Here is a 23,599-nt window from a genome sequence, read left to right as displayed (position 1 = left end):
CGAGACATTACTTGACAGTTGGCCTCTCTCCGAGGACCGCAGACCCGACACGTACGTGTGTCGCGCCATGGGCAATCGCCTGTTCCAGGTCGCCGCTCATCCCCGCAGACAGCACTGTCGCATCGGGATGCTCGACCAGGAAGTCCTCCCGGATCCGGGCGAGTCGAGCGAAGGCCGGCTCCGGTTCCTCGCCGAGAGGCGCCACCGCCATCAGTCCGCTCAGTCGGAGCCCCTCGGTCGCCACGACCTCAGCAGCGAGGTCGCGAACGTCACCGGGATCCGCTCCCGCACGACCCTCGCGGCCGGGCGGGTCGAGGGAGACCTGCAGGAGTACGTCGATGAGCTGGCCGCGCTCGCCAGCACCGCGGCTGAGCCGGGGCAGCAGCGAGGACCGGTCGACGGACTCGACCACGTCGGCGTAGCCGGCCACGGCGGCCGCCTTGTTGGACTGGAGCCCGCCGATGTAGTGCCAGCGCAGCCCCAGGTCGGCGCACTCGGCCGCCTTGGCCGCTGCCTCCTGGTGACGATTCTCACCCACGTCGGTGACACCGAGACCGGCCAGGATGCGTACGTCGGAGGCCGGGAAGAACTTGGTGACCACCACCAGGTGGACGTCCTCGGCGGGGCGACCGGCGGCCTCAGCCGCCGCGTCGATCCGCTCGCGGGTCCCCGCGAGTCCTGCGGCGATCTGATCGGAGCGAGTGGTCACCATCAGGCACCCCGCATCCGGATCAGGGCGCCCAGCGACATGCCGGCACCGTCGCGGCGGTAGGAGTAGAGGTCCTCGGACTCACGGGTGCAGCGGCTGGCGTCGACCGTCTCGACGTCCTCGCGGGCGAGCTGGGCGAGCACTCCGGCGCCCACGTCGAGGCTCGGGGTGCCCCAGCTCGTGGTGGCGCGCGTGGCCGGCTCGACCGCGGTGATCTCCTCCTGCATCTCGGCAGGCACCTCGTAGCACTTGCCGCACACGTGCGGACCCACCCATGCGGTGATCCGGGTCGCGCCGAGCGCGCGCATCCGGGTGATGGTCGCGGGCACGACCCCGGCCGCCATCCCCTTGCGTCCGGCATGTGCGGCGCCGATCACCCCGGCCGCCTCGTCCGCGAACAGCACGGGTACGCAGTCGGCGGTGCGGACCAGCAGCACCAGGTCACGTTCGGTGGTGACGATCCCGTCCGCCTCGGGACGGGTCCCGCACTCCGCGTCGACGACCACATCGCCGTGGACCTGGTAGAGGTCGGCGTAGGGTGCGCCGTCGGCGAAGTCGGCCAGCAGCAGACGATGGTTCTCGGCCTTCGCCTCCGCCGAGTCGGAGCCGTTGACAGCCAGGTTGAGCTCGGCGTACGGAGCACGGCTGACCCCGCCGTACCTGTCGGTGAACGCCAGGTCGACGAGGCCTGCTGAGGCTCGGAAGCTGTACAAGCGTGGGGTCCTTACTTCAAGAAGTCGGGGACGTCGAGCTCGTCGTCGCTGTACTGGACGCTCGGCGCGGGCTTCTTGGCGACCGGAGCCGGTTCGGCCGGCGGAGCCGCGGGCGGAGGCGTGGCCGGGGCCGCGGGCTTGGCCGGGGCCGAAGTCTCCTCGGGCTCCTCGGCGCGCCGGGTGGCCACTGCCGTGGCCACGGCGGCGGTCTCACCGTTGTTGGTGGGCGGCGGGGTGCTGGCACGGCCCTGCACGGTGCCGAGCGCCGACTGGCCCTCGCGACGCTTGGGCATGCCGCCGTCGAACCCGGCCGCGATCACGGTGACCCGGACCTCGTCGCCGAGCGCATCGTCGATGGTCGCACCGAAGATGATGTTGGCCTCCTGGTGGACCGCGTCAGCGACCAGCGCGGCGGCCTCGTTGATCTCGAAGAGACCGAGGTCGGAGCCACCCGCGATCGAGAGCAGGACACCGTGGGCGCCGTCGATCGACGCCTCCAGCAGCGGGGAGGAGACGGCCATCTCGGCGGCCTCGACGCTGCGGTTGTCGCCGCGGGCGGACCCGATGCCCATCAGCGCCGAGCCGGCGTTGGACATGACCGACTTCACGTCGGCGAAGTCGAGGTTGATCAGGCCGGGAGTGGTGATCAGGTCGGTGATGCCGGAGACACCCTGCAGCAGCACCTGGTCGGCCTGGCGGAACGCGTCCATCACCGAAACGTTGCGGTCCGAGATCGACAGCAGCCGGTCGTTGGGGATGACGATGAGGGTGTCGACCTCCTCGCGGAGCTTGGCGATCCCGTCCTCGGCGGAGTTGGCGCGGCGGCGGCCCTCGAAGGCGAACGGGCGGGTCACAACACCGATGGTCAGCGCACCGAGGCTGCGGGCGATCCGCGCCACGACCGGGGCGCCGCCGGTGCCGGTCCCGCCCCCCTCGCCGGCGGTCACGAAGACCATGTCGGCGCCCTTGATGACCTCTTCGATCTCGTCGGCGTGATCCTCGGCTGCGCTCTCCCCCACGCCCGGGTTGGCGCCGGCACCGAGACCGCGGGTGAGCTCACGACCGATGTCGAGCTTGACGTCGGCGTCGCTCATCAGCAGAGCCTGCGCGTCGGTGTTGATGGCGATGAACTCGACCCCCTTGAGGCCGACCTCGATCATCCGGTTGACAGCGTTGACGCCGCCGCCACCGATGCCGACGACCTTGATGATCGCCAGATAGTTCTGTGCAGCTCCCACGGTGGTCGCCCCTTCGATCGCTGGTTGGTTCTTACGGCCGGTTAAACCCTTACCCTCAGCCTGAGGGTTATAGTTATGTCAACCTCGCCGTTCTCAGAACAGTAGGCAGACGTACGTCCTCAAACTGGCGCGACACGCGGACGCGGATCAGTTGTGCCGATCTCGTACCGTCCGGTAGAGGCGATGTGGCAGAGCCGTCAGTAGGACGACCTCGCTCAGGATCAGTCGACGCTCTTGCTGGTCACCGGCTGGCCGGGCACGGAGACGTCGTAGCGGGCCACATCGGGCTCCGCCTTCATCAGCGCGACCAGTACGTCGGCCTTGGTGTCGGACTGAGCACTGCTCCCCCACACCACGCGCTTGTCGTTGCGCAGCTCGAGCGAGATCGAGTCCACGGTGGTCACCTCGACGTGGTCGACCTTCTTGGCCAGCTCCGCCGGAAGGGCCGAGGCCACCGCGGCCGACTCGCGGAGCGCATCGGAGTTGGTGCCGGTCACGGTGTTCACCATCGGCAGGCCGGCCGGCGCCTTCTTGTAGCCCCAGAAGACGGTGCCGGTCTCGTCGAGCGCGCGCAGTCGCCCGCCGATGGAGACGACCGCTACCGGCGTACGTTCGGTGACGTCGACCCGGATCTTGTCGGGCCACTCTCGCGAGACGTTGACCGAGCGCACCATCGGCAGCCCGTTGAGCACGCGCACCTGCACGGCCTCCAGGTCGGCGGTGGCCAGCGGCTCCCCGAGCGGGGCCGCCGCGAACTCGACGACCTCCTTGGCGCTGGTCATCTTCATCGAGCCGTGCACCGAGGTGCCCTTGACCTGCAGCCAGGTGGAGAAGTAGACCGCCCAGATCCCGCCGAGCAGCAGCGCGATGACCAGGGTGCCGACGATGAGATAGCGCCAGGCGAGCCAGCGTCGCCGCCACTGGCGGCGGGCGAACGCCTTGCGGCTCTTGAGGGTCGTCGCGTCGACTCCAGGACCATCCGGCTCCGGGGTCGACTCGTTGCGCGGCTCAGCGCCGGCCTTCGCCTCCGCCGAGCCGAGGTCGATCTCGCGCTCCCCGGACGCCGACTGGTCGATCTGCGCGCCCACTCCCTCGCTCGTCTCGACGCCCGACCCGTTCTCCCCCATGCTCGCCTCCCCCAGCGTTACTGCTCGGCCGTACGTAGCCTGGCCAGCACCATCGGGCCCACCTCGGTCACGGTACCTGCCCCGAGGGTCAGAACCAGGTCACCCGGACGCGCGCGGCGGGCCAGCTCGGCAGCGGCTTCCTCGAGCCCCGAGACGCTGGCGACCCGGTCGGGCGGCAGCGGCACCGCGTCGGCGACGAGCTTGCCGGTGACCTCGGGGTCGTAGTCCTCGCGGGCCAGGTAGACGTCGAGGACGACGACCTCGTCGGCGGCACCGAGCACGCGGCCCATCTCCTCGCCGAAGATCCGGGTGCGGGAGACCATGTGCGGCTGGAAGGCGACGATGAGCCGCCCGTCGCCGGCCACGGACCTGCCGGAGACGAGGTCGCCGGCGATCTCGGAGGGGTGGTGGGCGTAGGAGTCGTAGACACGTACGCCGGCGGCCTCGCCCTTGCGCTCCATCCTCCGCCGGGTGCCGGTGAACGACTCCAGCCCCGCCTTGAGCAGGTCGAAGGAGTGGCCCAGGCGCAGGCCCACGGTCAGCGCGGCGAGCGCGTCGGCGACGTAGTGGCGCCCGGGGATCTGCAGCCTGATCCGGCCCAGCTCGTCGAGCCCGTCGACGACGGTGAACGAGGAGGTGGTGCCCTCCAGGACGATGTCGACCGCGCGTACGTCGGCCAGCTCCGACTCACCGACGCCGATGAAGCGGCGCCCGAGCGAGTGAGCGACGTGGCGCAGGTCGGCGGCGCCAGGGTCGTCGATGATCGCGACCAGGAACCCGTCGGGAGCGAGCCGCCCCACGAACTGGGCGAAACCCTCGCGGTAGGCCTCCTCGGTGCCCCACTGGTCGAGGTGATCGGCCTCGACGTTGGTGACGACCGCGGCATACGGCTTGTAGACCAGGAAGGCACCGTCGGACTCGTCGGCCTCGGCGACGAACAGGTCGCTCGAGCCCTCGGCGGCGTTGGTGCCCGACGCCGCGAGCTCACCGCCGACCGTGTAGGTCGGTGCTGCGCCGGCCGTCTGCAGGGCGACGGTCAGCAGCGACGTCGTGGTGGTCTTGCCGTGGGTGCCGGCGACGGCAAGGACGCGGCGGCCCTCCATCACCGAGGCCAAGCCGGCCGAGCGCGGATAGATCCGCAGGCCCTTCTCGCGCGCCGCGACGTACTCAGGGTTGTCCTCGCGGATCGCGGTGGAGACGATCAGGGTGTCGACGCCGTCGACCTGGGAGGCGTCGTGACCGACGTAGACGGTCGCACCCTCCTCGCGCAGCGCCGCCACCATCGACGAGTCGGCGCCGTCGCTGCCGGAGACCTCGATCCCCCGCGCCAGCATGACCCGGGCGATCGCGGACAGGCCCGCGCCGCCGATGCCGATGAAGTGGACCCGGCCCAGCTGCTCGGCCGGCAGGATGTGCTCGGGAACAGGCACCCTCATGACTTACCTCCCTGCGCCGTCTCCAGCACGATCCGTGCCAGCCGCTCGTCGGCATCGCGCGGCACCAGGTCGCTGGCGGCCTTCGACATCGCCTCGAGCCGGGCGCGGTCGGTGACGATCGGGGGGACGTGGGCAGCGACCCAGGCGGCGTTCATGTCCGCGTCGGAGACCAGCACGGCACCACCGGCGTCGACGACGGCCCGCGCGTTGAGCGCCTGCTCGCCGTTGCCGATCGGGAGCGGCACGTAGACGGCCGGCACTCCCACGGCGCTCGCCTCGATCACCGAGTTGGCCCCGGAGCGGCAGATCATCAGGTCGGCCGCGGCCAGGGCGAGGTCCATCCGGTCGACGTAGTTGAGCACGTGGTAGCCGGGGCCGGGCGAGGCCAGGTCGTTCTTCGGGCCGATCACGTGGAGCACCTGGATCCCGTTGCTGGCCAGGGTGCGGTAGGCGCCGGAGACCGAGTCGTTGATCGTCCGGGCGCCCTGGGAGCCACCGGTGACCACGATGGTGGGACGGTGCTGGTCGAGCCCGAAGAAGCTCCGGGCCTCCGCGCGCAGCGCCCAGCGGTCCATCGTCGAGATCATCCGGCGGATCGGCAGCCCGATGTATTCGGCCTTGGGCAGCTTGGTGTCCGGGAAGCTCACCGCGACCCGGTCGGCGACCCGGGCACCCGCCTTGTTGGCGAGCCCGGGCATCGCGTTGCCCTCGTGCACGACGATCGGGATGCGACGTCGCTTCGCGGCGAGATAGGCAGGCATCGAGACGTAGCCGCCGTAGCCGACGACGACGTCCGGCCGGACCCGGTCGAGCACCTCGTAGGTCGCCTCGACCGCGCCCTTCAGGTTGGCCGGCACCTTGAGCAGGTCGCTGCTGAGCTGGCGCGGCAGCGGGACCGGGGGGATCAGCTCGAGCGGGTATCCCGCAGCCGGCACCACCTGGTTCTCCAAGCCGCGAGGGGTGCCGAGGCAGGTCACCTCCACGCTCGGGTCCAGACGGCGCAGGGCATCAGCCGTGGCGAGAAGGGGGGACGTGTGTCCGGCGGTGCCACCGCCGGCGAGGAGGGCCTTCATGATGCGTCAGAACTTATCGGGTGCGTTGCGCGGACCGGTAGGCGGCTGCCTGGCGCGCCCGATCCTTTGCCAAGGCTTTACGGTGCTTCAGCGCCGCGGCAGCTGCGGGTTCGCGACGGGCGAAGCCGATGACGACGCCGAGTGCGACCATCGACGGGATCAGCGCCGAGCCGCCGTAGGAGACCAGTGGCAGTGGGATGCCGATGACCGGCAGCAGGGCGAGCACCATGCCGACGTTGATGATCATCTGGCCGAGCAGCCAGACCAGCACACCGAAGCTGAAGTAGCGTACGAACGGCCGGTCGGTCTGGCGGGCCACCTTGACCAGCGCGAAGGCGAGGGTCAGGAAGAGGCCGACGACCAGCAGGGTGCCGACCAGGCCGAGCTCCTCGCCCAGCACCGCGAAGATGTAGTCGGTGTGGGCCTCCGGCAGGTCGCCCCACTTCTGCTGCGAGGCGCCGATCCCCTGGCCCAGGACGCCGCCCGAGCTGAGGGCGTAGAGACCGTGGGAGGGCTGCCAGCCCTGCCCGTGGTAGTCCTTGAACGGGTCCGCGAAGCTGGTCAGCCGGGCGAGCCGCTCGGTGTCGGTGCTGATCAGGAACAGCACCGAGACGCCGATGATCGAGATCGCCATCCCGAACAGCCGCCCGGGCGCCCCGACCACCCACAGCATCCCGAGCACGATCGTGAAGAAGACCAGTGCGGTGCCGAGGTCCCGGCCGGCGAGGACCAGCCCGGTGGCCAGCGCGATGCCCGGCAGAACCGGCATCAGCACCTCGTGGAGGCTGTCGAGCCGGCGCTCCTTGAGCGCGTAGACATGAGCCGCCCACAGCACGATGGCCAGCTTGGCGATCTCGCTCGGCTGGATCTTGACCGGGCCGGCCCCGATCCAGTTCTGCTGTCCGTTGACGTCGTGACCCAGGAAGATCGTCAGGAAGAGCAGCACGCAGGCGACGATGTAGCCCGGCCAGGCCAGCCGGCGCAGGTGCTTCGGCCTGATCTTGGAGGCGATGAACGCGCACGGGACGCCGATGATCACCCAGAGCACCTGCCGCCCGACGACCGCGTAGGAGTTGTCCAGGTTCTGGTAGGACCACACGCTCGAGGCGCTCAGCACCATGATCAGTCCGATGGTCAGCAGCAGGGCCGTGCTGGTGAGCAGCAGGTAGTAGGCCGCCAGCGGTCGGTTCAGCGCCACCCGCAGCGCGTGGAACCAGGCCTTGAGGTAGTCGAGAACCGTCTTCGGGTACGCCTTCGCCTGCTCGTTCGCGCCGGCACCGGTCTGGTCGGGGCTGGTGGTCGTCACGGCCCTACCTCCCAGTTGCGGTGCGACGTACGTCCATTACATTCTCCCCGCCTACCTCCCCAACCCTTCACATCTGGCCCCGCGTGTCGCCCCTGCCCCGAGAAGTCAGTTTCTGACGTCGAGAGGTCGATTCTTGACCGCGAGGCGTCGATTTCTGAGATCGAGAAGTCAGTTGTCGAAATCGCGACAGCTGCTGGCACTCGGCGTCAAGAATCGACCGCTCGCGGTCACAAACTGACGTCTCGCGGTCAGGAACTGACGTCTCGGCGTCAGGAACTGACGTTTCGGCGTACGGCATCGGCGAAGGCGTCGCCGCGGACCTTGTAGTCGCGGAACTGGTCCTGGCTGGCGCAGCCTGGGGCGAGGAGGACGGTGTCGCCCGGCTTCGCGAGGGCGGCGGCGATCTGGACGGCCTCGGCGATGGCGGCCTCACCGTCGGCGGTCGCGATGTCGGCGATCTCGACCTGGGGTGCGTGGGCGGCGAGGGCGGCGGCGATGACGTCGCGGTCCTGACCGATCAGGACGACGGCCCGCAGCCGGTCGTGGACAGAGGCGACCAAGTCTTCGAAGCGGGCGCCCTTGGCCAGGCCGCCGGCGATCCAGACCACCGGGTCGTAGGCCTGCAAGGAGGCCTGGGCGGCGTGCGGGTTGGTCGCCTTGGAGTCGTCGACCCAGGTGATGCCACCGGCCTCGGCGACGACCTCGATGCGGTGGCCGTCGGGGCGGAACGACATCAGTCCGTCGCGTACGGCGGCCTGGGAGACCCCGTGCGCCCGGGCGAGCGCGGCCGCGGCCAGGGCGTTCTGGACGTAGTGGGGTGCGGCGGAGGCGAGATCGGAGATCTGGCACAGCTCCGCGGCGGAGGTCTGGCGTTCCTCGATGAAGGCCCGGTCGACCAGGATGTCTTCGACGATCCCGACCTGACCCACCGCCGGGGTGCCGAGGGTGAAGCCGATCGCGCGGGCGCCCTCGACGACGTCGGCCTCCTCGACCAGGTGCATCGTGGCCTCGTCGGCGACGTTGTAGACACAGGCCAGCTCGACGCCCTCGTAGACGCGGCCCTTGTCGGCGGCGTACTCCTTCATCGACGGGTACCAGTCGAGGTGGTCCTCGGCGATGTTGAGGACCACGGCCGCCTCGGCGGCCATCGAGGAGGTGTAGTGGAGCTGGAAGGAGGAGAGCTCCACGGCGAAGACGTCGTAGGGCTCGGGGTCCATCACGGCCTCGACGATCGGCAGGCCGACGTTGCCGACGGCGACGGACCGGAGCCCGGCCGTACGCAGGATGTTGTCGAGCATCTGCACGGTCGTGGTCTTGCCGTTGGTGCCGGTGACCGCCAGCCAGGGGGCGGCGTTGCCATCTGGACCAGTGGAGCGCAGCCGCCAGGCGAGCTCGACCTCTCCCCAGATCGGGATCCCGCGCTCGCGCGCCTGGGCGAGCAGCGGAGCCGTCGGCCGCCAGCCGGGAGAGGTGACCACGACGTCGACGTCGTCGGGCAGCACGTGGGTGGAGCCCTCGCCGAGGCGTACGTCGGCGCCGAGGATGCCGAGGAGCTTGGCCTTCTCCTGGCGCTCCTCGTCGCCCGGCGACTCGTCGAGCGCGATCACGGCGGCGCCCAGGTGGGTGAGGTTGTCGGCGGCGGCGAAGCCGGAGACGCCGAAGCCGGCCACGACCGCCTTCACGCCCTCCCAGGAGTCGTTGCGACCGAGCTCGTCGAGCTTCTTGCGCTTGTCGTCGGGATCGGTCATCAGATCGTCGCCACCCATTCGGCGTAGAAGATTCCCAGGCCGACCGCCACGAAGAGGCCGGTGAGGATCCAGAACCGGATGGTCACCGTGACCTGCTCCCAGCCGAGCAACTCGAAGTGGTGATGGATCGGCGTCATCCGGAAGATCCGCTTCGGTGTGCCTGTCAGACGGCGGGAGAGCTTGAACCAGCTCACCTGCAGCATCACCGCTGCGGTCTCCATCACGAACAGACCACCGAGGATGATCAGCAGGAACTCGGTGTGCGACAGGATCGCGAAGCCGGCCAGCACGGAGCCGAGCGCCAGCGAGCCGGTGTCGCCCATGAAGATCTTCGCGGGGCTGGCGTTCCACCACAGGAAGCCGATGCACGCACCGCTGATCGCGGCGCCGAGGATCGCCATGTCGAGCGGGTCGCGCACCTCGTAGCAGGTGCCGATCTCCACGCTCGGCCGGCCGCAGCGCTGGTTGTTCTGCCAGATCGAGATGATCGTGTAGGCGGCGAAGACGATCGCCGAGGAGGCCGCGAGCAGCCCGTCCAGGCCATCGGTGAGGTTGGTGGCGTTCGACGTGCCGGTGACCATGATCCAGAAGATGACCAGCAGCAGCGCGCCGCCGAGCCAGTAGAGGATCCCGTCGCCGCCGAGGAAGTGTGGTCCGAAGTCACGGATGAAGGAGAGCTGGTCGGCGGCCGGCGTGATGCCGTCGTCGTTCTCCAGGGCAGGGTGGATCGCGACTGCGCCGAAGCCGACCGCGACCAGTGTCTGTCCGACCATCTTGGACCAGGCGCGCAGACCGAGGTTGCGCTGCATGAAGACCTTGATGAAGTCGTCGACGAAGCCGACCGCAGCCATGCCCACGAGCAGGAAGAGCAGCAGGTACGCCGTCGCACTCGGTGCGTCGCCGGTCAGCAGCTTGGCCGCGAAGTAGCCCACGACGACAGAGATCACGATCGCCACGCCACCCATGGTCGGGGTGCCGCGCTTGGTGCGGTGGGTCGTCGGCCCGTCCTCGCGGATCTCCTGGCCGTAGCCCAACTTCGTGAACTGGACGATCGCAAATCGGGTGCCGAGCAGCGAGAACAGAAGCGCAATCGCTCCGCTCAGCAAGATCGCTCTCATGTCAGCCGGGTGCCTTCCTTGCCATGCCGTTCCTGGTCCTTGCCCCCGGGCCGGTGTGCATAGCGAAGACACCGGCCCCGGGCATTCTTCCCTACGGGTTCGCCGGCTCTGCGGCACCCCGCCGTATCAGCACATCGATCAGTGTGACGACAGCGCCTCACGAACCACCTCGCGGTCGTCGAACGGGTGGGTGACGCCGTTGATCTCCTGACCCGTCTCATGCCCCTTACCTGCGACGACGACGATGTCGCCGGCCTCGGCGAGGCGGATCGCACGGGCGATCGCGGCGCGTCTGTCACCGATCTCCTCGACGCTCGCGCTTCCACCGGTCGTGCCCTCCAGCACCTGTCGCCGGATACTCGCCGGATCCTCGGTGCGGGGGTTGTCGTCGGTGACGATGACGTGGTCGGCCAGGCGCGCGCTGATCTCTCCCATGATCGGCCGCTTTCCGGTGTCGCGGTCTCCCCCGGCACCGATCACCACGATCAACCGGGACTCGGTCAGCGGACGAAGCGTGCCGAGGGCGGCCTCGACCGCATCCGGCTTGTGCGCGTAGTCGACCACGACGGTGAACGGCTGGCCCTCGTCGACCCGCTCGAGGCGCCCCGGGACACCGGAGCCCTTGGCGAGGGCGGTGGCGACATCGCGTACGACCGTCGCATCCCCGTAGGCGTGGTGGATGCTCGCCAGGGCCGCCAGGGTGTTGCTGACGTTGTAGTCGCCGGCCAGCGGGCTGGCGGCCGGGAACTCCAGGCCGTCGGGGCCGTGGACGGTGAAGCTGGAGCCGTCGGGGCGCAGCTCGACGTCGGTGGCGCGCCAGTCGGCGGAGTCGTCGTGCAGGGCGTAGGTGAGGATCGGGATGGTCGCCTCGGCGGCGAGGCGCCGGCCGTGCTCGTCGTCGATGTTGACGATGCCCAACATCGCCCGCTCGGGGGTGAACAGGTCGGCCTTCGCCGCGTAGTAGTCCTCGACGGTCTCGTGGAAGTCCAGATGGTCGCGGCCGAGGTTGAGGAAGACGGCGACGTCGAAGACGACCCCGTCCACGCGCCCCATCACCAGCGCGTGGGAGGAGACCTCCATGGCACACGCCTCGGTCCCCTCCTCCACCATCCGGGCGAACAGACCGTGCAGGTCGGGCGCCTCGGGCGTGGTCAACGGCGTCTTCACGTCGCGCCCGCCGATCCGGGTGCCGACGGTGCCGATGACGCCGGCCCGGTGGCCTGCGTCGAGCAGGGCGCTCTCGGCGAGCCGGGTGGTCGTGGTCTTGCCCTGGGTGCCGGTCACCCCGATCAGCCGCAGCCTGCTCGAGGGGTTGCCGTAGACCCGGGCCGAGAGCGCGCCGAGCACCTTGCGCGGCTGCTCGACGAGGAGCACGGGCACCTCGCCGAGGCCCTGGGCCTCCAGCGCGGCGGCGCCGGCGGCGTCGGTGAGCACGGCCACCGCACCGGCCTCGACGGCGCCGGCGGCGTAGCTGGCGCCGTGCGCCCGGCTGCCGGGGAGGGCGGCGTACAGGTCACCGGGCAGCACCCGTTGAGAGCTCAGCGTGACCCCGGTGACACGGGCCTCACCCCGAACCTCCAGACCGAACTCGCCGGCCAGCGCGGCCAGAGTCACCGGCTCCGTCACTCGCGGGCGGGTCGGGCTCTTCGGATCCGCCGTCTCGTACGCACTGCTCACCTGGCGAAGGTTATCCGCCCAGGGGGACGGGGTCTCGTCGGACCGGCCCCATCTCGGGGTAGTCCGGGAGCAAACTGCCTATTACTGGCGGTATATGGGCAGTTTGCTCCCGGACTACCCCGACGATCGCGGACCGGCCACCGGCGTGGCGCATCTCAGGCGCGGTCTCAGGCGTGGACGGGCTCTGAGGTGGACGCACCCGGCTCGACGGCCTCCGCAGACTCGGCGGCGGTGATCAGGCGGTGGCCGCTGGCCAGGACGGGGATCGCGATCAGGAACGCCGCGGCACCGACGTAGAAGGCCACCGACTGGTCGGTCGCCTCCGCGATCTTGCCCGCGGCGAACGGCGCGAGACCGCCGCCGATGAAGCGTACGAAACCGTAGGCCGACGACGCGATCGGCCGCTCCACCGGCGAGACCAGCATGACCGCCTGGGTGGTCAGCGTGTTGTTGAGGCCGACGAAGATGCCGGACAGGATCACGGCCACGATGACCACGGTCGGTGAGGAGACGCCCAGGCCGATGACGGCGAGCAGGGCCCCGAGACCGAGCAGGTTGACGTAGAGGGTCGGCGCGGTGCCGAAGCGTCGCTGCGCCCACGGCGCACCCCACACGGCGAAGATCGCGACCAGGATGCCCCACGCGAAGAAGACCCAGCCGAGCTGCAGCGGATCGTGCAACCCCATCGGGTAGGGCGCGTAGCCGAGCAGGGTGAAGAAGCCCCAGTTGTAGAGCAGCGCCATGATGCCCATCGTCAGCAGCCCGCGGTGGCGCAGCGCGGCGAGCGGCGCGAGCAGGGTGACCTTCTTCTCCGGCTTGGGCGTCGGCGGCAGGAAGACCAGCGTGGCGACCAGCGCGATCGCCATCAGCGCGGAGACGCCGAAGAACGGGCCGCGCCAGGAGATCCCACCGAGCACGCCGCCGAGGAGCGGGCCGACCGCGATGCCGAGGCCGAGCGCGGTCTCGTAGAGGATGATCGCGCCCGCGAACCCGCTGGTCGCCGAGCCGACGATGACGGCGAGGCTGGTGGAGATGAACAGCGCGTTGCCCAGGCCCCACCCGGCCCGGAAGCCGACGATGCCGTCGACCCCGTCGACAGTGCCGGCCAGCCCGGCGAACACCACGATCAGCACCAGACCGAGGACCAGCGTCCACTTCGCGCCGATCCGGCTGGAGACCCAGCCGACCCCGATCATCGCCACGGCGGTCACCACGAGGTAGCTGGTGAACAGCAGCGACACCTGCGCGGGCGTCGCCGCCAGCTCCTCGGCGAGCACCGGCAGGATCGGGTCGACGAGACCGATCCCCATGAACGACACCACGCATGCGAACGCGACCGCCCACACCGCGCGTGGTTGCTTGAACGGACTTACTGCTGCCCCGGAGTGGGAGCCCATACTTCTTGCCTCTTCTCAGACGTTCTTTCGTACGCGTCGCCGGCAGGCCGGCGCGTCAGGAATCGAGCACCGCGTCGACGAGCCGGTCGAGCGCCGGCAGCGCCGCCGCGATGGCGGCCCGGTCGGTCGCGTCGAGGCGACCCAGCGCCGCCTCGAGCGCTTCGGCCCGCTGCGTACGCCTGGCGTCGATGACCTCGCGGCCACGGTCGGTCGTCTCGACGAGGACCCCACGCCGGTCGGCCGAATCGGCCGCGCGCCGCACCAGGCCGTCACCCTCGAGGCGGTTGACCAGCTGGGTCATCGCGGGCTGGGACACGCCCTCGGCTCGCGCCAGGTCAGTGATCCGTTGCCCGCCGAGGCGCCCGAGTCGGGCGATCACCGCAGCCCCGGTCGTGGACACCTCCCCCGCTGTCGAGACCTCCCGCACCAGCCGCACCAGCCGTTCCATGACAGGCGCCAGGTCTCGTCCGCTCAGCTCTGTGCTCACCCGAACAACATAACACGCTTATGTATCGTGCCGCCGAGTCGGCGGGAAAGTTCGTCAGAACGAGCCGACTCGGCAGACGCTCACCAACCGGTAGGCATCTTCGACGGCTCGGTGCCGGTCGGCGGGACGCCGTAGCGGCGGAGCGCGAAGGACATGATCTGGGAGAAGACCGGTCCGGTGACCGAGCCACCGCCACCGCCGTTGGCCGGATCGTGGATCGCGACGTAGACGGTGAAGCGAGGGTCGTCGGTCGGGGCGAAGCCGCCGAAGGAGACGGTGTTGGTGCCGTCGTAGCACTTGCACTCGGAGTTGACCCGCTGCGCGGTGCCCGTCTTGCCGGAGACGCGGTAGCCGGGGACGGCGGCCTGCTTGGCGGTGCCGTTGACGGGGTCGTTGATGACCCGTTCCATCATCTCCGCGGTCTGGGCGGCGGCGTCCTGCGACACCACCCGGGTGCGCTGGGCGGTGTCGGTGCCGACCTCGGCGCCGGAGTTGTTGGTGGCGCCCCCGGCGATCAGGCTGGGGTCGATGCGTACGCCGCCGTTGGCGATCGTGTTGAGCGCGGCGGTCATCTGCACGGCGTTGACCGAGATCGACTGGCCGAAGTCGATGCGGTCCTCGTCAGCGGCGTTCCAGGTCTCCGGGGAGGCCAGCAGTCCGTTCGACTCGGTGTCGAGACCCAGCCCCGTACGCCGCCCCATGCCGAACGCGGACAGGTACTCGCGCAGCTGGCCGTCGGCGTACTTGTCGGCGGCCATCACGGTACCGATGTTGGAGGACTTCGCGATCACGCCTGCGAGGGTGAGCTTCTCCACGCCATGGGGGTACCAGTCGCGGATCGGAGCGCCCCCCGACATGTAGGACTCCGGAACCTTGATCCGGGTCGAGGGCGAGACGAGGCCCTGGTCGAGCAGGCCCGCGACGGTCAGCACCTTCTGCACCGAGCCCGGCTCGTAGACGTTGGAGAGCGCGTTGCTCCCGCGCAGCGTCTTCGGCGAGGCCGCGGGGTCGCGGGCGTCGAAGGTCGGGTAGTCGGCCAGGCTGAGGATCTCGCCGGTCTGGGTGTCCATGACGACCGCCATCCCCGACTCCGCGCGCGACTTCTGCACCGCGTCCATCAAAGTCTGCTGCACGTAGTACTGCAGGTCGCGGTCGATGGTCAGCTTCAGGTCGTTGCCGTCCACGGGAGCGACCCGGTTGTTGGTGCCCAGCGGCATCCGGGTGCCGCTGATCGGGCTGGTCGCGTCGTACTCGGCATGCCCGTCCTTGCCGGCCAAGTGCTTGTCGAAAGCGGACTCCAGGCCCGCCAGCGGCCGCTGGTCGTTGCCGAGAAAGCCGACCAGGTTGGCCGCGACGTCGCCGTTGGGGTAGTTGCGCAGCGGGTCACGGCTCGTCCACAGCCCCTGGTAGCCCTGCTTGGCGGCCTTCTCGACCGCGGCGGTCGCCTGCGTCGCGGGCACCTGCCGCTTGATGTACTGGAACCGGCTCCCGTCCTTGCGGAGCTTGGCGAGCGCGGTCGCGTAGTCGACCCCGAGCTCCTTGGCCAGGAACGCGGCGATCGCCGCAGCGTCCTTCTTCGTCTGCTTCGGGTCGGCCAGGACCATCAGCCCGTCGGCGGAGTCGGCCAGCGCCTCGCCGTCACGGTCGAGGATCTCGCCGCGCTCGGCGGGCAGCACGACGTCGACGACGTTCTCGGCGGCCGCCATCGCTGCGTACGAGTGGGGGTCGATGCCCTGCAGCTGCACCAGCCGGCCGCCGAAGACGGAGAGCACCATCGCCACCAGGATGAAGCCGACGCGGAGCCGGATGTGCACCGGTCCGCGTCGCTGCGTCGCCTTCTGAGCGGGCCTCCGCACCTTCCGCTTGACCTGTCGCTCGGCCATCGCCGGCCCCTCCCTACTGATGTGACTGGTGTTGCCAGTGTGTCCCAGGCGACCCCTGGGACCAGCCAGCGACTCGCCTTCAGCGAGCCTCATCCGGAGACGTACGCTGCTGCTCCTGCACCTGCGTCGTCTCCTGGGCGCGCTTCTTCTTCGCCTGCTCGGCCGCCTTCTTCTTCGCGGCTGCCGCGTCCTCAGCCTTCTGCTCGGCGACCAGCACGCTGTACGGCTTGGCGACCTTGGGGTGCAGCGGCGGCGTCGCGGAGCGGTTGGCCGGGGCCGCCTCGCCCTCGACCTTCGCGTCGGGGACCCGCAGCATGGCCGCGTTCTGCGGGACGACCATGCCGAGCTCCTTCGCCTCGGCGGCGATCTTGTGCGGATCCTCCATCTTCTTCAGCTCACCGTCGAGCGCCTGCTCCCGGGCGGCCAAGGTGGTCGCCTGCTCCTGGAGGCGCTGCTCCTGGAAGGCCGACTGCTGCATGGAGGTGTTGAAGACGAGCAGGCCCACGACGCCGCCGACGAGCAGCATCGAGACGAGCACGACGAACGGGAGTCGGGGCGCCGTCGGCGCCGGAAGCGGTGCCGGGACGGCGGTGAGCCGGGTCTGGGTCGTCTCGCGGGCCCGGTCCGGGCCACGCACAGGCGCCTGTGGCGCGGCGGCGATGCTCATCTGGTCGCTCCAGGGGTTGGCTTGGCTGTATTGGCTCGTGGATTGGTCCGGCGCTTCGTGCGCTCCACCGCGCGAAGTCGCACCGAGGCGGCGCGCGGGTTCTCCTCGATCTCTGCTTCGTTGGCCTGCTCGGAACCACGGGTGAGCAGACGGAACGACGGTTCCGCCTCGGGCGGCACGAACGGCATGTCCGGAGGTACGTCCAGCTTCGTCGCCTCGGCGAAGGCTCGTTTGGTGAGCCTGTCCTCGAGCGAGTGGTAGGACTCGACCACCACCCGGCCACCGACACCGACGGCCTCGAGCGAGGCCGGAAGTGCCGTACGCAGCGCCCCGAGCTCGTCGTTGACCTCCATCCGCAGCGCCTGGAAGGTGCGCTTGGCCGGATGTCCGCCGGTGCGACGGGCCGGAGCCGGGATCTCCGCGTAGAGGAGCTCCACCAGAGGTCCGCTCGTCGTGAACGGCACCTTCTCGCGACGGTTGACGACGGCGTAGGCGATCTTCTTGGCGAACTTCTCCTCGCCGTAGTCCCGCAGGATCCGGGTCAGGTCGGCCGCGGAGTAGGTGTTGAGGACGTCCGCCGCGGTCTGGCCCCGGGTGGCGTCCATCCGCATGTCGAGCGGCGCGTCCTCCGCGTAGGCGAAGCCGCGCTCGCGCTGGTCGAGCTGCATCGAGGAGACGCCGAGGTCGAAGAGCACCGCCTGGACCTCGTCCAGGCCCTGCTCGGCGATCACGTCGAGGATCTCGTCGTAGACCGCGTGGACGCCCGTCCACCGGTCACCGAAACGGGCCAGCCGCTCCCCCGCGATGCCGAGGGCGTAGGTGTCCCGGTCGATGCCGATCACCCGGGCACCGGGGATCCGCTCCAAGACCGCCTCGGTGTGGCCACCGTGACCGGTCGTGCAGTCCACAAGGACGCCGCCATCGGCGAGCGCCGGCGCGAGCAGGTCGACGATGCGGTCGAGCATCACCGGCACGTGCTTCTGGTTCGTCACCGCCTCGACCCCCATCGCACGGCTTCGTCTGGTGTGTGTTCTCCCGCCGCCTGTGGCAGTGCGACGGGCTGACAACGCCACGGATCCGCAGAGCCAGGTCTCATGCCCGCTCCGTCATCGGGTGCCGTCCGGAACCGGGGAAGGTGCCCCGGATGGCTGGATGGGTGGAGCGGGACTGAGACCTCGTCCTGCGGATCCGCTGTTGACTTGTCTTGTTTCTGATCTGCTCGGTACTTGTCGCTTTGTCGATCTGTCCCTTTATCAGTCCGCCGACTCGTCCAGGTCTGCGAACTTGGCCTGTGCACCCGCGGAGTACTCCGCCCACTTGGCCGGGTCCCAGATCTCGATCCGGTCCATCACACCGATCACGACCACGTCCTTGACGATCCCGGCGTAGTCACGCAGGAGCGGCGGGATGCCGATCCGGCCTTGCTTGTCGGGTGTCGTCTGCTCGGCCCCCGCGAAGAGGACACGGGCGTAGTCACGTGCGTCCCGAGAGGTGAGCGGCGTCTGCTGGGCCCGCTGCGCCTCCTGCATGAAGACGTCCTCGGGCCAGACGACGAGGCAGTTCTCCTGACCTTGCGTCACGACAACCCCCTCCGCCAGTCGATCTCGAAACTTTGCCGGGAGGAAGACCCGGCCCTTCTCGTCGAGCTTCGGCGTGTACGTGCCCATGAAGAACATGTGCTCGCCCCCGCGGTCAGCTCAACGTGGATCGTTCCTCCACTTTGCCCCACCGTACCCCACTATTCCCCACTTTCAAACCACCTTCCTCCCCCTCGGTGCGTTCTGCCACCACATCCGGCCCTTGGCCGCGGGCACGAAAGCGGCCGTCGAAGGCCCTGTCCACAGGTCACAGTCGGGTGAATGCCGCAGACGCCGTGGGCACTACCCCGTACGGTGTTCCCCATAAGCAGGTGTGAGTCGGAAGGACGCGATGTGACGACGCCGTTTGAGGCCTCATCGCACGAGGCAGAGATCGAGACATTGGTGCGGGTCGCGGGCCGCATTCGCGACAGCATCGAGAAGGTGATCGAAGGAAAGACCGACGTCGTCGACTCCACGCTGACCGTGCTGCTCGCCGAGGGCCACCTCCTGATCGAGGACGTGCCCGGGGTCGGCAAGACCCAGCTCGCGAAGGCGCTGGCGCGCTCGATCGACTGCTCGGTGCGCCGCATCCAGTTCACGCCCGATCTGCTCCCGAGCGATGTCACCGGGGTCTCGATCTTCAACCAGAACTCCCGGGAGTTCGAGTTCCGCCCGGGCGGCATCTTCGCTAACATCGTCGTCGGCGACGAGATCAACCGCGCTTCTCCCAAGACGCAGTCGGCGCTGCTGGAGTGCATGGAGGAGCATCAGGTCACGGTCGACAACGCGACCTACCAGCTGGAGTCGCCGTTCATGGTGATCGCCACCCAGAACCCCATCGAGATGGAGGGGACCTACGCGCTGCCCGAGGCGCAGCGCGACCGCTTCATGGCACGGGTCTCGGTCGGGTACCCGCCGGTCGCCTCCGAGATCGCGATGCTGGCCAACCACAGCGCCTCCAACCCGCTCGACGACCTCGACCCGGTGACCGACGCGGCCGAGATCCGCAAGCTGGTCGGCGTGGTCAACCAGATCTACGTCGCGGACGCGGTGCGCCGCTACACGGTGGCTCTGACCGCGGCGACCCGGGCCAACAACGAGCTGGCTCTGGGCGCGTCTCCGCGGGCCAGCCTGCACCTGCTGCGGGCTGCGAAGGCTCATGCTGCTCTGCACGGACGCGAGTTCGTCCTCCCCGACGACGTACGCAGGCTGACCGGCCCGGTCCTCGCCCATCGTCTCCTCCCCAGCGCCTCCGCGGCGATGCACGGTCGGTCGGTCAACGACATCCTCGAGACCGTCGTGTCCGCCGTTCCGGTGCCGCAGACCTGACCTGCCGGGCTCCAGGGAGGAAAACGATGCGCGAGGCGCTGTCCGGACTGACCGTCCGGGGCCGGGCATTCCTGGCCGCCGGGATCACCGCAGTCGTCTGCGGGATCCTGCTCGAGCAGTCCACGCTGTCTCGGATCGGGATGCTGCTGGTCGCGCTGCCGCTGGTCACCGCGGTGATCGCCGCCCTGGGCCGCTACCGGCTCGCGCTCGTACGCAACATCGACCCGCACCTGACCGAGGCCGGTCAGCCCGCCAGGGTCGAGCTCACCATCGCCAACGAGGGCCGGATCCCCACCGGCACCCTGCTGCTGGAAGAGACGGTGCCCTACGCGCTAGGTGGACGTCCACGCTTCGTGGTCGACCGGATCGGCTTCGGGTGGCGCCACAAGCTCGGCTATCAGATCCGCTCGGAGATCCGGGGCCGGTTCGACATCGGCCCGATGCGGGTGACGGTGGCCGACCCGTTCGGCCTGGTCGAGCTCAACCGCGCCTTCCAGTCGACGGTCCCGTTCACGGTCACGCCGCGGGTGGTCCCGCTGCCTCCGACTCCGCTGACCGGCAACGCCACCTCCTCGGGCGACTCTCGGCCTCGGGCGTTCCTCGGCGGCAGCGCCGAGGACGTCACCGTGCGTGAATACCGTCGCGGCGACGAGCTCCGACGGGTGCACTGGCCCAGCTCGGCCCGGCTCGGCGAGCTGATGGTCCGCCGGGAGGAGCAGCCCTGGCAGGCGCGCGCCACCGTCTACCTCGACAACCGGCGCTCGGTCCACCGCGGCCAGGGCGCGGGCTCGTCCTTCGAGCAGGCAGTCGTGGTCGCTGCCTCCGTCGCGGTGCATCTGGTCGAGGCCGGCTACTCCGTGCGCCTGGTGACCTCGGCCGGCTCCGCGGCGGGTGCCGGCTCGGGCGGCGGGATCGCCTCCGGCTTCGCCGCGGCAGGCGGCAGCCAGCCCAGCGCCGGCTGGCACGATCGTGAGGGACAGGCCGACGCGGCTGCCCTGCTGGAGGCGCTCGCGGTGGTCGAGACCGTCCATCACCATCGCATCGACGCCTCCTGGATCGGCGAGGCCGGACAGGGTGGGGTGACCGTGGCGATCCTCGGCTCTCTCGACGAGGAGGACGCCGGGGTCCTGCGCCGGGTGCGGCACCACACCGGGGCCGCACTCGCCTTCGCGCTCGCCGTCGACGGTTGGAGCGCGGTACACCTCGCGCCCGAGCAACGGCGGCCCAGCGGCGTACCTCTTCTGGTCCAGCATGGCTGGAAGGCGGTCGACCTCGCCCCCGGTGACTCGGTGGCGACCCGCTGGCGCGAGCTCGGCACCCGAGGCGCGGCGGCGGGAGCGGGGGCCGCGCGATGATGACCTCTTCCGACGTACGCGGCGTCGCGCCCGCGATGGTGGTGCCGCTGACGTGCTTCGTGACCGTCCTGCTGTCGCTGTCCTCGTGGGGCTCGTTCACCAGCTCCCGGTTCCCCTACCTGGGCCCGATCCTGGTTGCCGGCCTGCTCGTAGTCGGCACCGGCATTTCCGCGCGGCTGCTGCGCGTGCACGGCTCGGTCGTGGTGCTGCTGCAGGTGCTTCTCGGGACGATCGCGACCGGCCTGCTGGTCGTGCAGCACCCCTTCCCCGTCGTCGGCAGCGGTCGGGCGCGAGTCGTGGCCGAGATGACCGAGGCGTACGCCGCGTTCAACCCGTTCGACCTGCCGATGTCAGCATCGGAGGTGGCCGCCTATCTCGTCCCGAGCGGGGTGGCGGCGGTGCTGCTGGCCGACATCTTGGCCGTCACGCTGCGGCGCCCGCCGATGATGGGCCTCGTGGTCCTCGGCGTCTTCACGGTGCCGTTCACGATCATCGGCGCCGGCGGCTGGGGCGGGGTCTCCTGGGTCGTCTTCGCGCTCACTGCGACCTCGTTCCTGGTGATGCTGCGACTCGACCGTGCTCAGCAGCTCGGTCGCTGGGGCAGGCGTCTCGACGAGGACCTGCCGGTGGTGCCCGCCGCCGGCCCGGCGGTCATCGGCGTCTCCGCCGTCGCGATCGCCCTGCTCGCCCCGGCCTGGCTGCCCAGCCCGAGCGTCACCCTCCCCGGCCTGGGGGCGGGCGACGGCGACGGGCCGTTGCGGGTGATCAACCCCACCGTCGGGCTCTACGACGACCTGCGGCGGCAGAGCGACCAGGTGATGGTGACCGTGCTCCCCACCAACGGTGACACCGAGACTCCCCCGTCCTATCTGCGGGTGGGGGCGCTGACCAAGTTCACCGGCACGGAGTGGACCTCGGGCAACCGCGACGTGCCCTCCGACCAGACCGGCGTGGCCACCTTCGAGCCGCCGATGTCGGACGAGACCCTGCTGGGCGAGCCCACGACCTATGAGCTGAGAGCCAGCGACAATTTCGAGTCGACGTGGCTCCCGGTCTTCACCCACCCCCTCGACGTCACCGCGAACGGGCCCTGGCGCTACGACGAGGACACCCTCGACTTCATGTCCACCGAGGGCCGCGACGAGACCATCGCCGGAGAGACCTGGCGGGTGACAGCGGCCCCGGTCGAACCCACCCAGGAGCGCCTGCTGGCCGCCGGCGAGCCCGGTGTCGGCGCCCCGACGGGCATGACGGAGCTCCCGCTGCTCCCCGACGAGATCGAGGAGATCGCCCTGGAGCGGACCGCCGGCCAGGACAGGCCGTTCACCAAAGCCGTCGCCCTGCAGAACTGGTTCCGGCACAGCGGCGAGTTCACCTACAGCCTGGAACGCGACGTCGGCACCGACGGCGCCGCACTGGTGGACTTCCTGACCGATAACAAGGTCGGCTACTGCCAGCAGTACGCCACGGCGATGGCCGTGCTCGCCCGCCAGCTCGACATCCCGGCTCGGGTCGCCTTCGGCTTCCTCGGCGGCGACCAGAACGCGGACGGCGCCTGGCAGTTCCGTGGCCGCGACCTGCACGCCTGGCCCGAGCTGTGGTTCGAGGACATCGGCTGGATCCGCTTCGAACCCACCCCGGCGGCCGCCGACACCAGCGAGCCGGACTACACCACGGGCGCACTGGGCAACGTCCGTGCCGAGCCGGATGCGCCTGTCCCGAGCACCGACGCGAGCGCCGCACCGGTCCCCAACCGGCCGCAGCGCGAGGAGCCCGACACCACCGAGGTCGCCGAGACCGGCACCGAGGAGTCCGGGGCCGGCGCTGTCTGGATCGGTCTGGGGATCGCGGCCCTGATCGGCGCGGCGGCACTCACGGCGCCGGCCCTGATCCGGCGCCGGCGGCGTACGGCTCGGCTGGCGGGCGACGCGGAAGCCGGATGGGCCGAGCTGGGCGACACCGCGATCGACCTGGATCTCCCCTGGTCCGGGGCACGATCACCGCGGGAGGAGGCGACCGGGCTCGCCCCGCACCTGCTGGATCGCGAGCCGATGTACGCGCTGCAGCGGATCGTCGCTGCCGTCGAGCGCAACCGCTACGCCGAGCACGGCGACGCCGCATCGGTCGGGGACGACGTACGGCTGGTCTCGGCCGCCCTCAGGGAGCACGCCGACCGACGTACCCGGCGCCGGGCTCGCCTGTGGCCGGCGTCGGTCTTCCGCCGTCCGACGGCAGCAGCCGCCGGACCGACAGCGCGGTCCGAGCGGGAGCTGATCTCGTCGTGAGACGGCCTCTTCTCTGACCGAGATCCAGGGTCTAGAGGTCGTTGTCGCGGCGACGCTGCTTCCAGCGCTCGCTGGCGCGATCGAGGAACGAGCTGCGTGGCTCGCGGTCCCCGTCGTCGTCCTCGACCGTGGCAGCGCCGCGCAGAGCGGTGAGCAGCACAGAGGTCGAGGCCAGCATCACCAAGAAGCCGACCACCCCGACGACCCACATCTGTGAGATCACACCGGTCATCAGCAGCGCGACTCCACCGGCGAGCACGACGCCCGCGATGACCGCATGCCGACGTTGGGCACGGCGCAAAGCCGTGCCTCGGAGGGCGGAGGCGAACTTCGGGTCCTCCGCCGAGAGCGCGCGCTCCATCTGCTCGAGCAGGCGAAGCTCCTCTTCCGAGAGTGGCACCGTACCTCCCATGTCCTGTTGGGGCATCTCCAAGTCTAGGCTCGCCACCCTGAAGGCGGTAGGGAGCCCGG

The 23,599-nt window shown here is 70.0% G+C and carries 20 protein-coding genes; 3 read left to right on the top strand and 17 right to left on the bottom strand.

Going from position 1 to position 23,599, the window contains the following annotated elements; translation table 11 throughout:
• Window positions 1-7: 7 nt before the first annotated feature.
• The 16 genes from IEY84_RS04065 to mraZ form a co-directional block, all read right to left on the bottom strand.
• Window positions 8-712 (bottom strand): YggS family pyridoxal phosphate-dependent enzyme, encoded by a 705-nt coding sequence (locus IEY84_RS04065; protein WP_183545291.1) that lies wholly within the window; start codon window positions 710-712, stop codon window positions 8-10.
• Window positions 712-1,422, bottom strand: a complete 711-nt coding sequence (pgeF, locus tag IEY84_RS04060) for a peptidoglycan editing factor PgeF (protein WP_183545292.1) — start codon at window positions 1,420-1,422, stop codon at window positions 712-714. The genes IEY84_RS04065 and pgeF overlap by 1 nt, the downstream gene beginning before the upstream one ends.
• An 11-nt stretch (window positions 1,423-1,433) precedes the next feature.
• Entirely contained in the window at window positions 1,434-2,660 is a 1,227-nt protein-coding gene (gene ftsZ / locus IEY84_RS04055; RefSeq protein WP_183545293.1) for a cell division protein FtsZ, read from the bottom strand.
• Window positions 2,661-2,881: 221 nt separating this feature from the next.
• Complete coding sequence (locus IEY84_RS04050; RefSeq protein WP_183545294.1) at window positions 2,882-3,787, bottom strand: cell division protein FtsQ/DivIB; 906 nt, start codon at window positions 3,785-3,787, stop codon at window positions 2,882-2,884.
• A 17-nt stretch (window positions 3,788-3,804) separates the two neighbouring features.
• Window positions 3,805-5,223, bottom strand: a complete 1,419-nt coding sequence (gene murC / locus IEY84_RS04045; protein ID WP_183545295.1) for a UDP-N-acetylmuramate--L-alanine ligase — start codon at window positions 5,221-5,223, stop codon at window positions 3,805-3,807.
• Window positions 5,220-6,296, bottom strand: coding sequence for an undecaprenyldiphospho-muramoylpentapeptide beta-N-acetylglucosaminyltransferase (gene murG / locus IEY84_RS04040; protein WP_183545296.1), 1,077 nt, complete (start codon window positions 6,294-6,296; stop codon window positions 5,220-5,222). The genes murC and murG overlap by 4 nt, the downstream gene beginning before the upstream one ends.
• Window positions 6,297-6,309: 13 nt before the next feature.
• Window positions 6,310-7,602, bottom strand: a complete 1,293-nt coding sequence (ftsW, locus tag IEY84_RS04035; RefSeq protein ID WP_183545297.1) for a putative lipid II flippase FtsW — start codon at window positions 7,600-7,602, stop codon at window positions 6,310-6,312.
• 269 nt (window positions 7,603-7,871) lie between these two features.
• Entirely contained in the window at window positions 7,872-9,350 is a 1,479-nt protein-coding gene (gene murD, locus IEY84_RS04030; RefSeq protein WP_183545420.1) for a UDP-N-acetylmuramoyl-L-alanine--D-glutamate ligase, read from the bottom strand.
• On the bottom strand, window positions 9,350-10,468 hold the full coding sequence (gene mraY / locus IEY84_RS04025; RefSeq protein ID WP_183545298.1) for a phospho-N-acetylmuramoyl-pentapeptide-transferase: 1,119 nt from the start codon (window positions 10,466-10,468) through the stop codon (window positions 9,350-9,352). Before mraY ends, murD begins: the two co-directional genes overlap by 1 nt.
• 138 nt (window positions 10,469-10,606) lie before the next feature.
• Window positions 10,607-12,145, bottom strand: coding sequence for a UDP-N-acetylmuramoyl-L-alanyl-D-glutamate--2,6-diaminopimelate ligase (locus IEY84_RS04020; RefSeq protein ID WP_476739285.1), 1,539 nt, complete (start codon window positions 12,143-12,145; stop codon window positions 10,607-10,609).
• Between the two features lie 167 nt (window positions 12,146-12,312).
• Window positions 12,313-13,542 (bottom strand): MFS transporter, encoded by a 1,230-nt coding sequence (locus IEY84_RS04015; protein WP_260173601.1) that lies wholly within the window; start codon window positions 13,540-13,542, stop codon window positions 12,313-12,315.
• A gap of 55 nt (window positions 13,543-13,597) precedes the next feature.
• Entirely contained in the window at window positions 13,598-14,029 is a 432-nt protein-coding gene (locus IEY84_RS04010; RefSeq protein ID WP_229788307.1) for a MarR family winged helix-turn-helix transcriptional regulator, read from the bottom strand.
• An 80-nt stretch (window positions 14,030-14,109) separates the two neighbouring features.
• On the bottom strand, window positions 14,110-15,912 hold the full coding sequence (locus IEY84_RS04005) for a peptidoglycan D,D-transpeptidase FtsI family protein (protein ID WP_183545299.1): 1,803 nt from the start codon (window positions 15,910-15,912) through the stop codon (window positions 14,110-14,112).
• Window positions 15,913-15,991: 79 nt separating this feature from the next.
• Window positions 15,992-16,579 carry a cell division protein FtsL gene (gene ftsL / locus IEY84_RS04000; RefSeq protein ID WP_183545300.1) on the bottom strand — a complete coding sequence of 196 codons (588 nt, stop codon included), beginning with the start codon at window positions 16,577-16,579 and terminating at the stop codon, window positions 15,992-15,994.
• Window positions 16,576-17,586, bottom strand: coding sequence for a 16S rRNA (cytosine(1402)-N(4))-methyltransferase RsmH (gene rsmH / locus IEY84_RS03995; protein WP_183545301.1), 1,011 nt, complete (start codon window positions 17,584-17,586; stop codon window positions 16,576-16,578). The genes ftsL and rsmH overlap by 4 nt, the downstream gene beginning before the upstream one ends.
• Before the next feature lie 246 nt (window positions 17,587-17,832).
• Entirely contained in the window at window positions 17,833-18,255 is a 423-nt protein-coding gene (gene mraZ / locus IEY84_RS03990) for a division/cell wall cluster transcriptional repressor MraZ (protein WP_183545302.1), read from the bottom strand.
• Between the two features lie 255 nt (window positions 18,256-18,510).
• Between mraZ and IEY84_RS03985 the strand changes: the two genes are divergently transcribed.
• From IEY84_RS03985 to IEY84_RS03975, 3 genes are read left to right on the top strand one after another with little or no spacing between them, the layout of a single operon-like run.
• The gene (locus tag IEY84_RS03985; protein ID WP_183545303.1) at window positions 18,511-19,488 is read left to right on the top strand and encodes an AAA family ATPase; all 978 of its coding nucleotides are present in this window, start codon (window positions 18,511-18,513) and stop codon (window positions 19,486-19,488) included.
• Between the two features lie 26 nt (window positions 19,489-19,514).
• The gene (locus IEY84_RS03980) at window positions 19,515-20,843 is read left to right on the top strand and encodes a DUF58 domain-containing protein (protein ID WP_183545304.1); all 1,329 of its coding nucleotides are present in this window, start codon (window positions 19,515-19,517) and stop codon (window positions 20,841-20,843) included.
• The gene (locus tag IEY84_RS03975) at window positions 20,840-23,128 is read left to right on the top strand and encodes a transglutaminase TgpA family protein (protein ID WP_183545305.1); all 2,289 of its coding nucleotides are present in this window, start codon (window positions 20,840-20,842) and stop codon (window positions 23,126-23,128) included. Before IEY84_RS03980 ends, IEY84_RS03975 begins: the two co-directional genes overlap by 4 nt.
• Before the next feature lie 31 nt (window positions 23,129-23,159).
• Here the strand turns inward: IEY84_RS03975 and IEY84_RS03970 are convergent, their stop codons facing one another.
• Entirely contained in the window at window positions 23,160-23,528 is a 369-nt protein-coding gene (locus IEY84_RS03970; RefSeq protein ID WP_183545306.1) for an SCO2097 family morphological protein, read from the bottom strand.
• Between the last annotated feature and the right edge of the window lie 71 nt (window positions 23,529-23,599).

The organism is Nocardioides albus (genome assembly GCF_014648255.1).
In the GTDB taxonomy this organism is placed as follows: Bacteria; Actinomycetota; Actinomycetes; order Propionibacteriales; family Nocardioidaceae; genus Nocardioides; species Nocardioides albus.
This window is presented reverse-complemented; position numbering and strand designations above follow the sequence as displayed.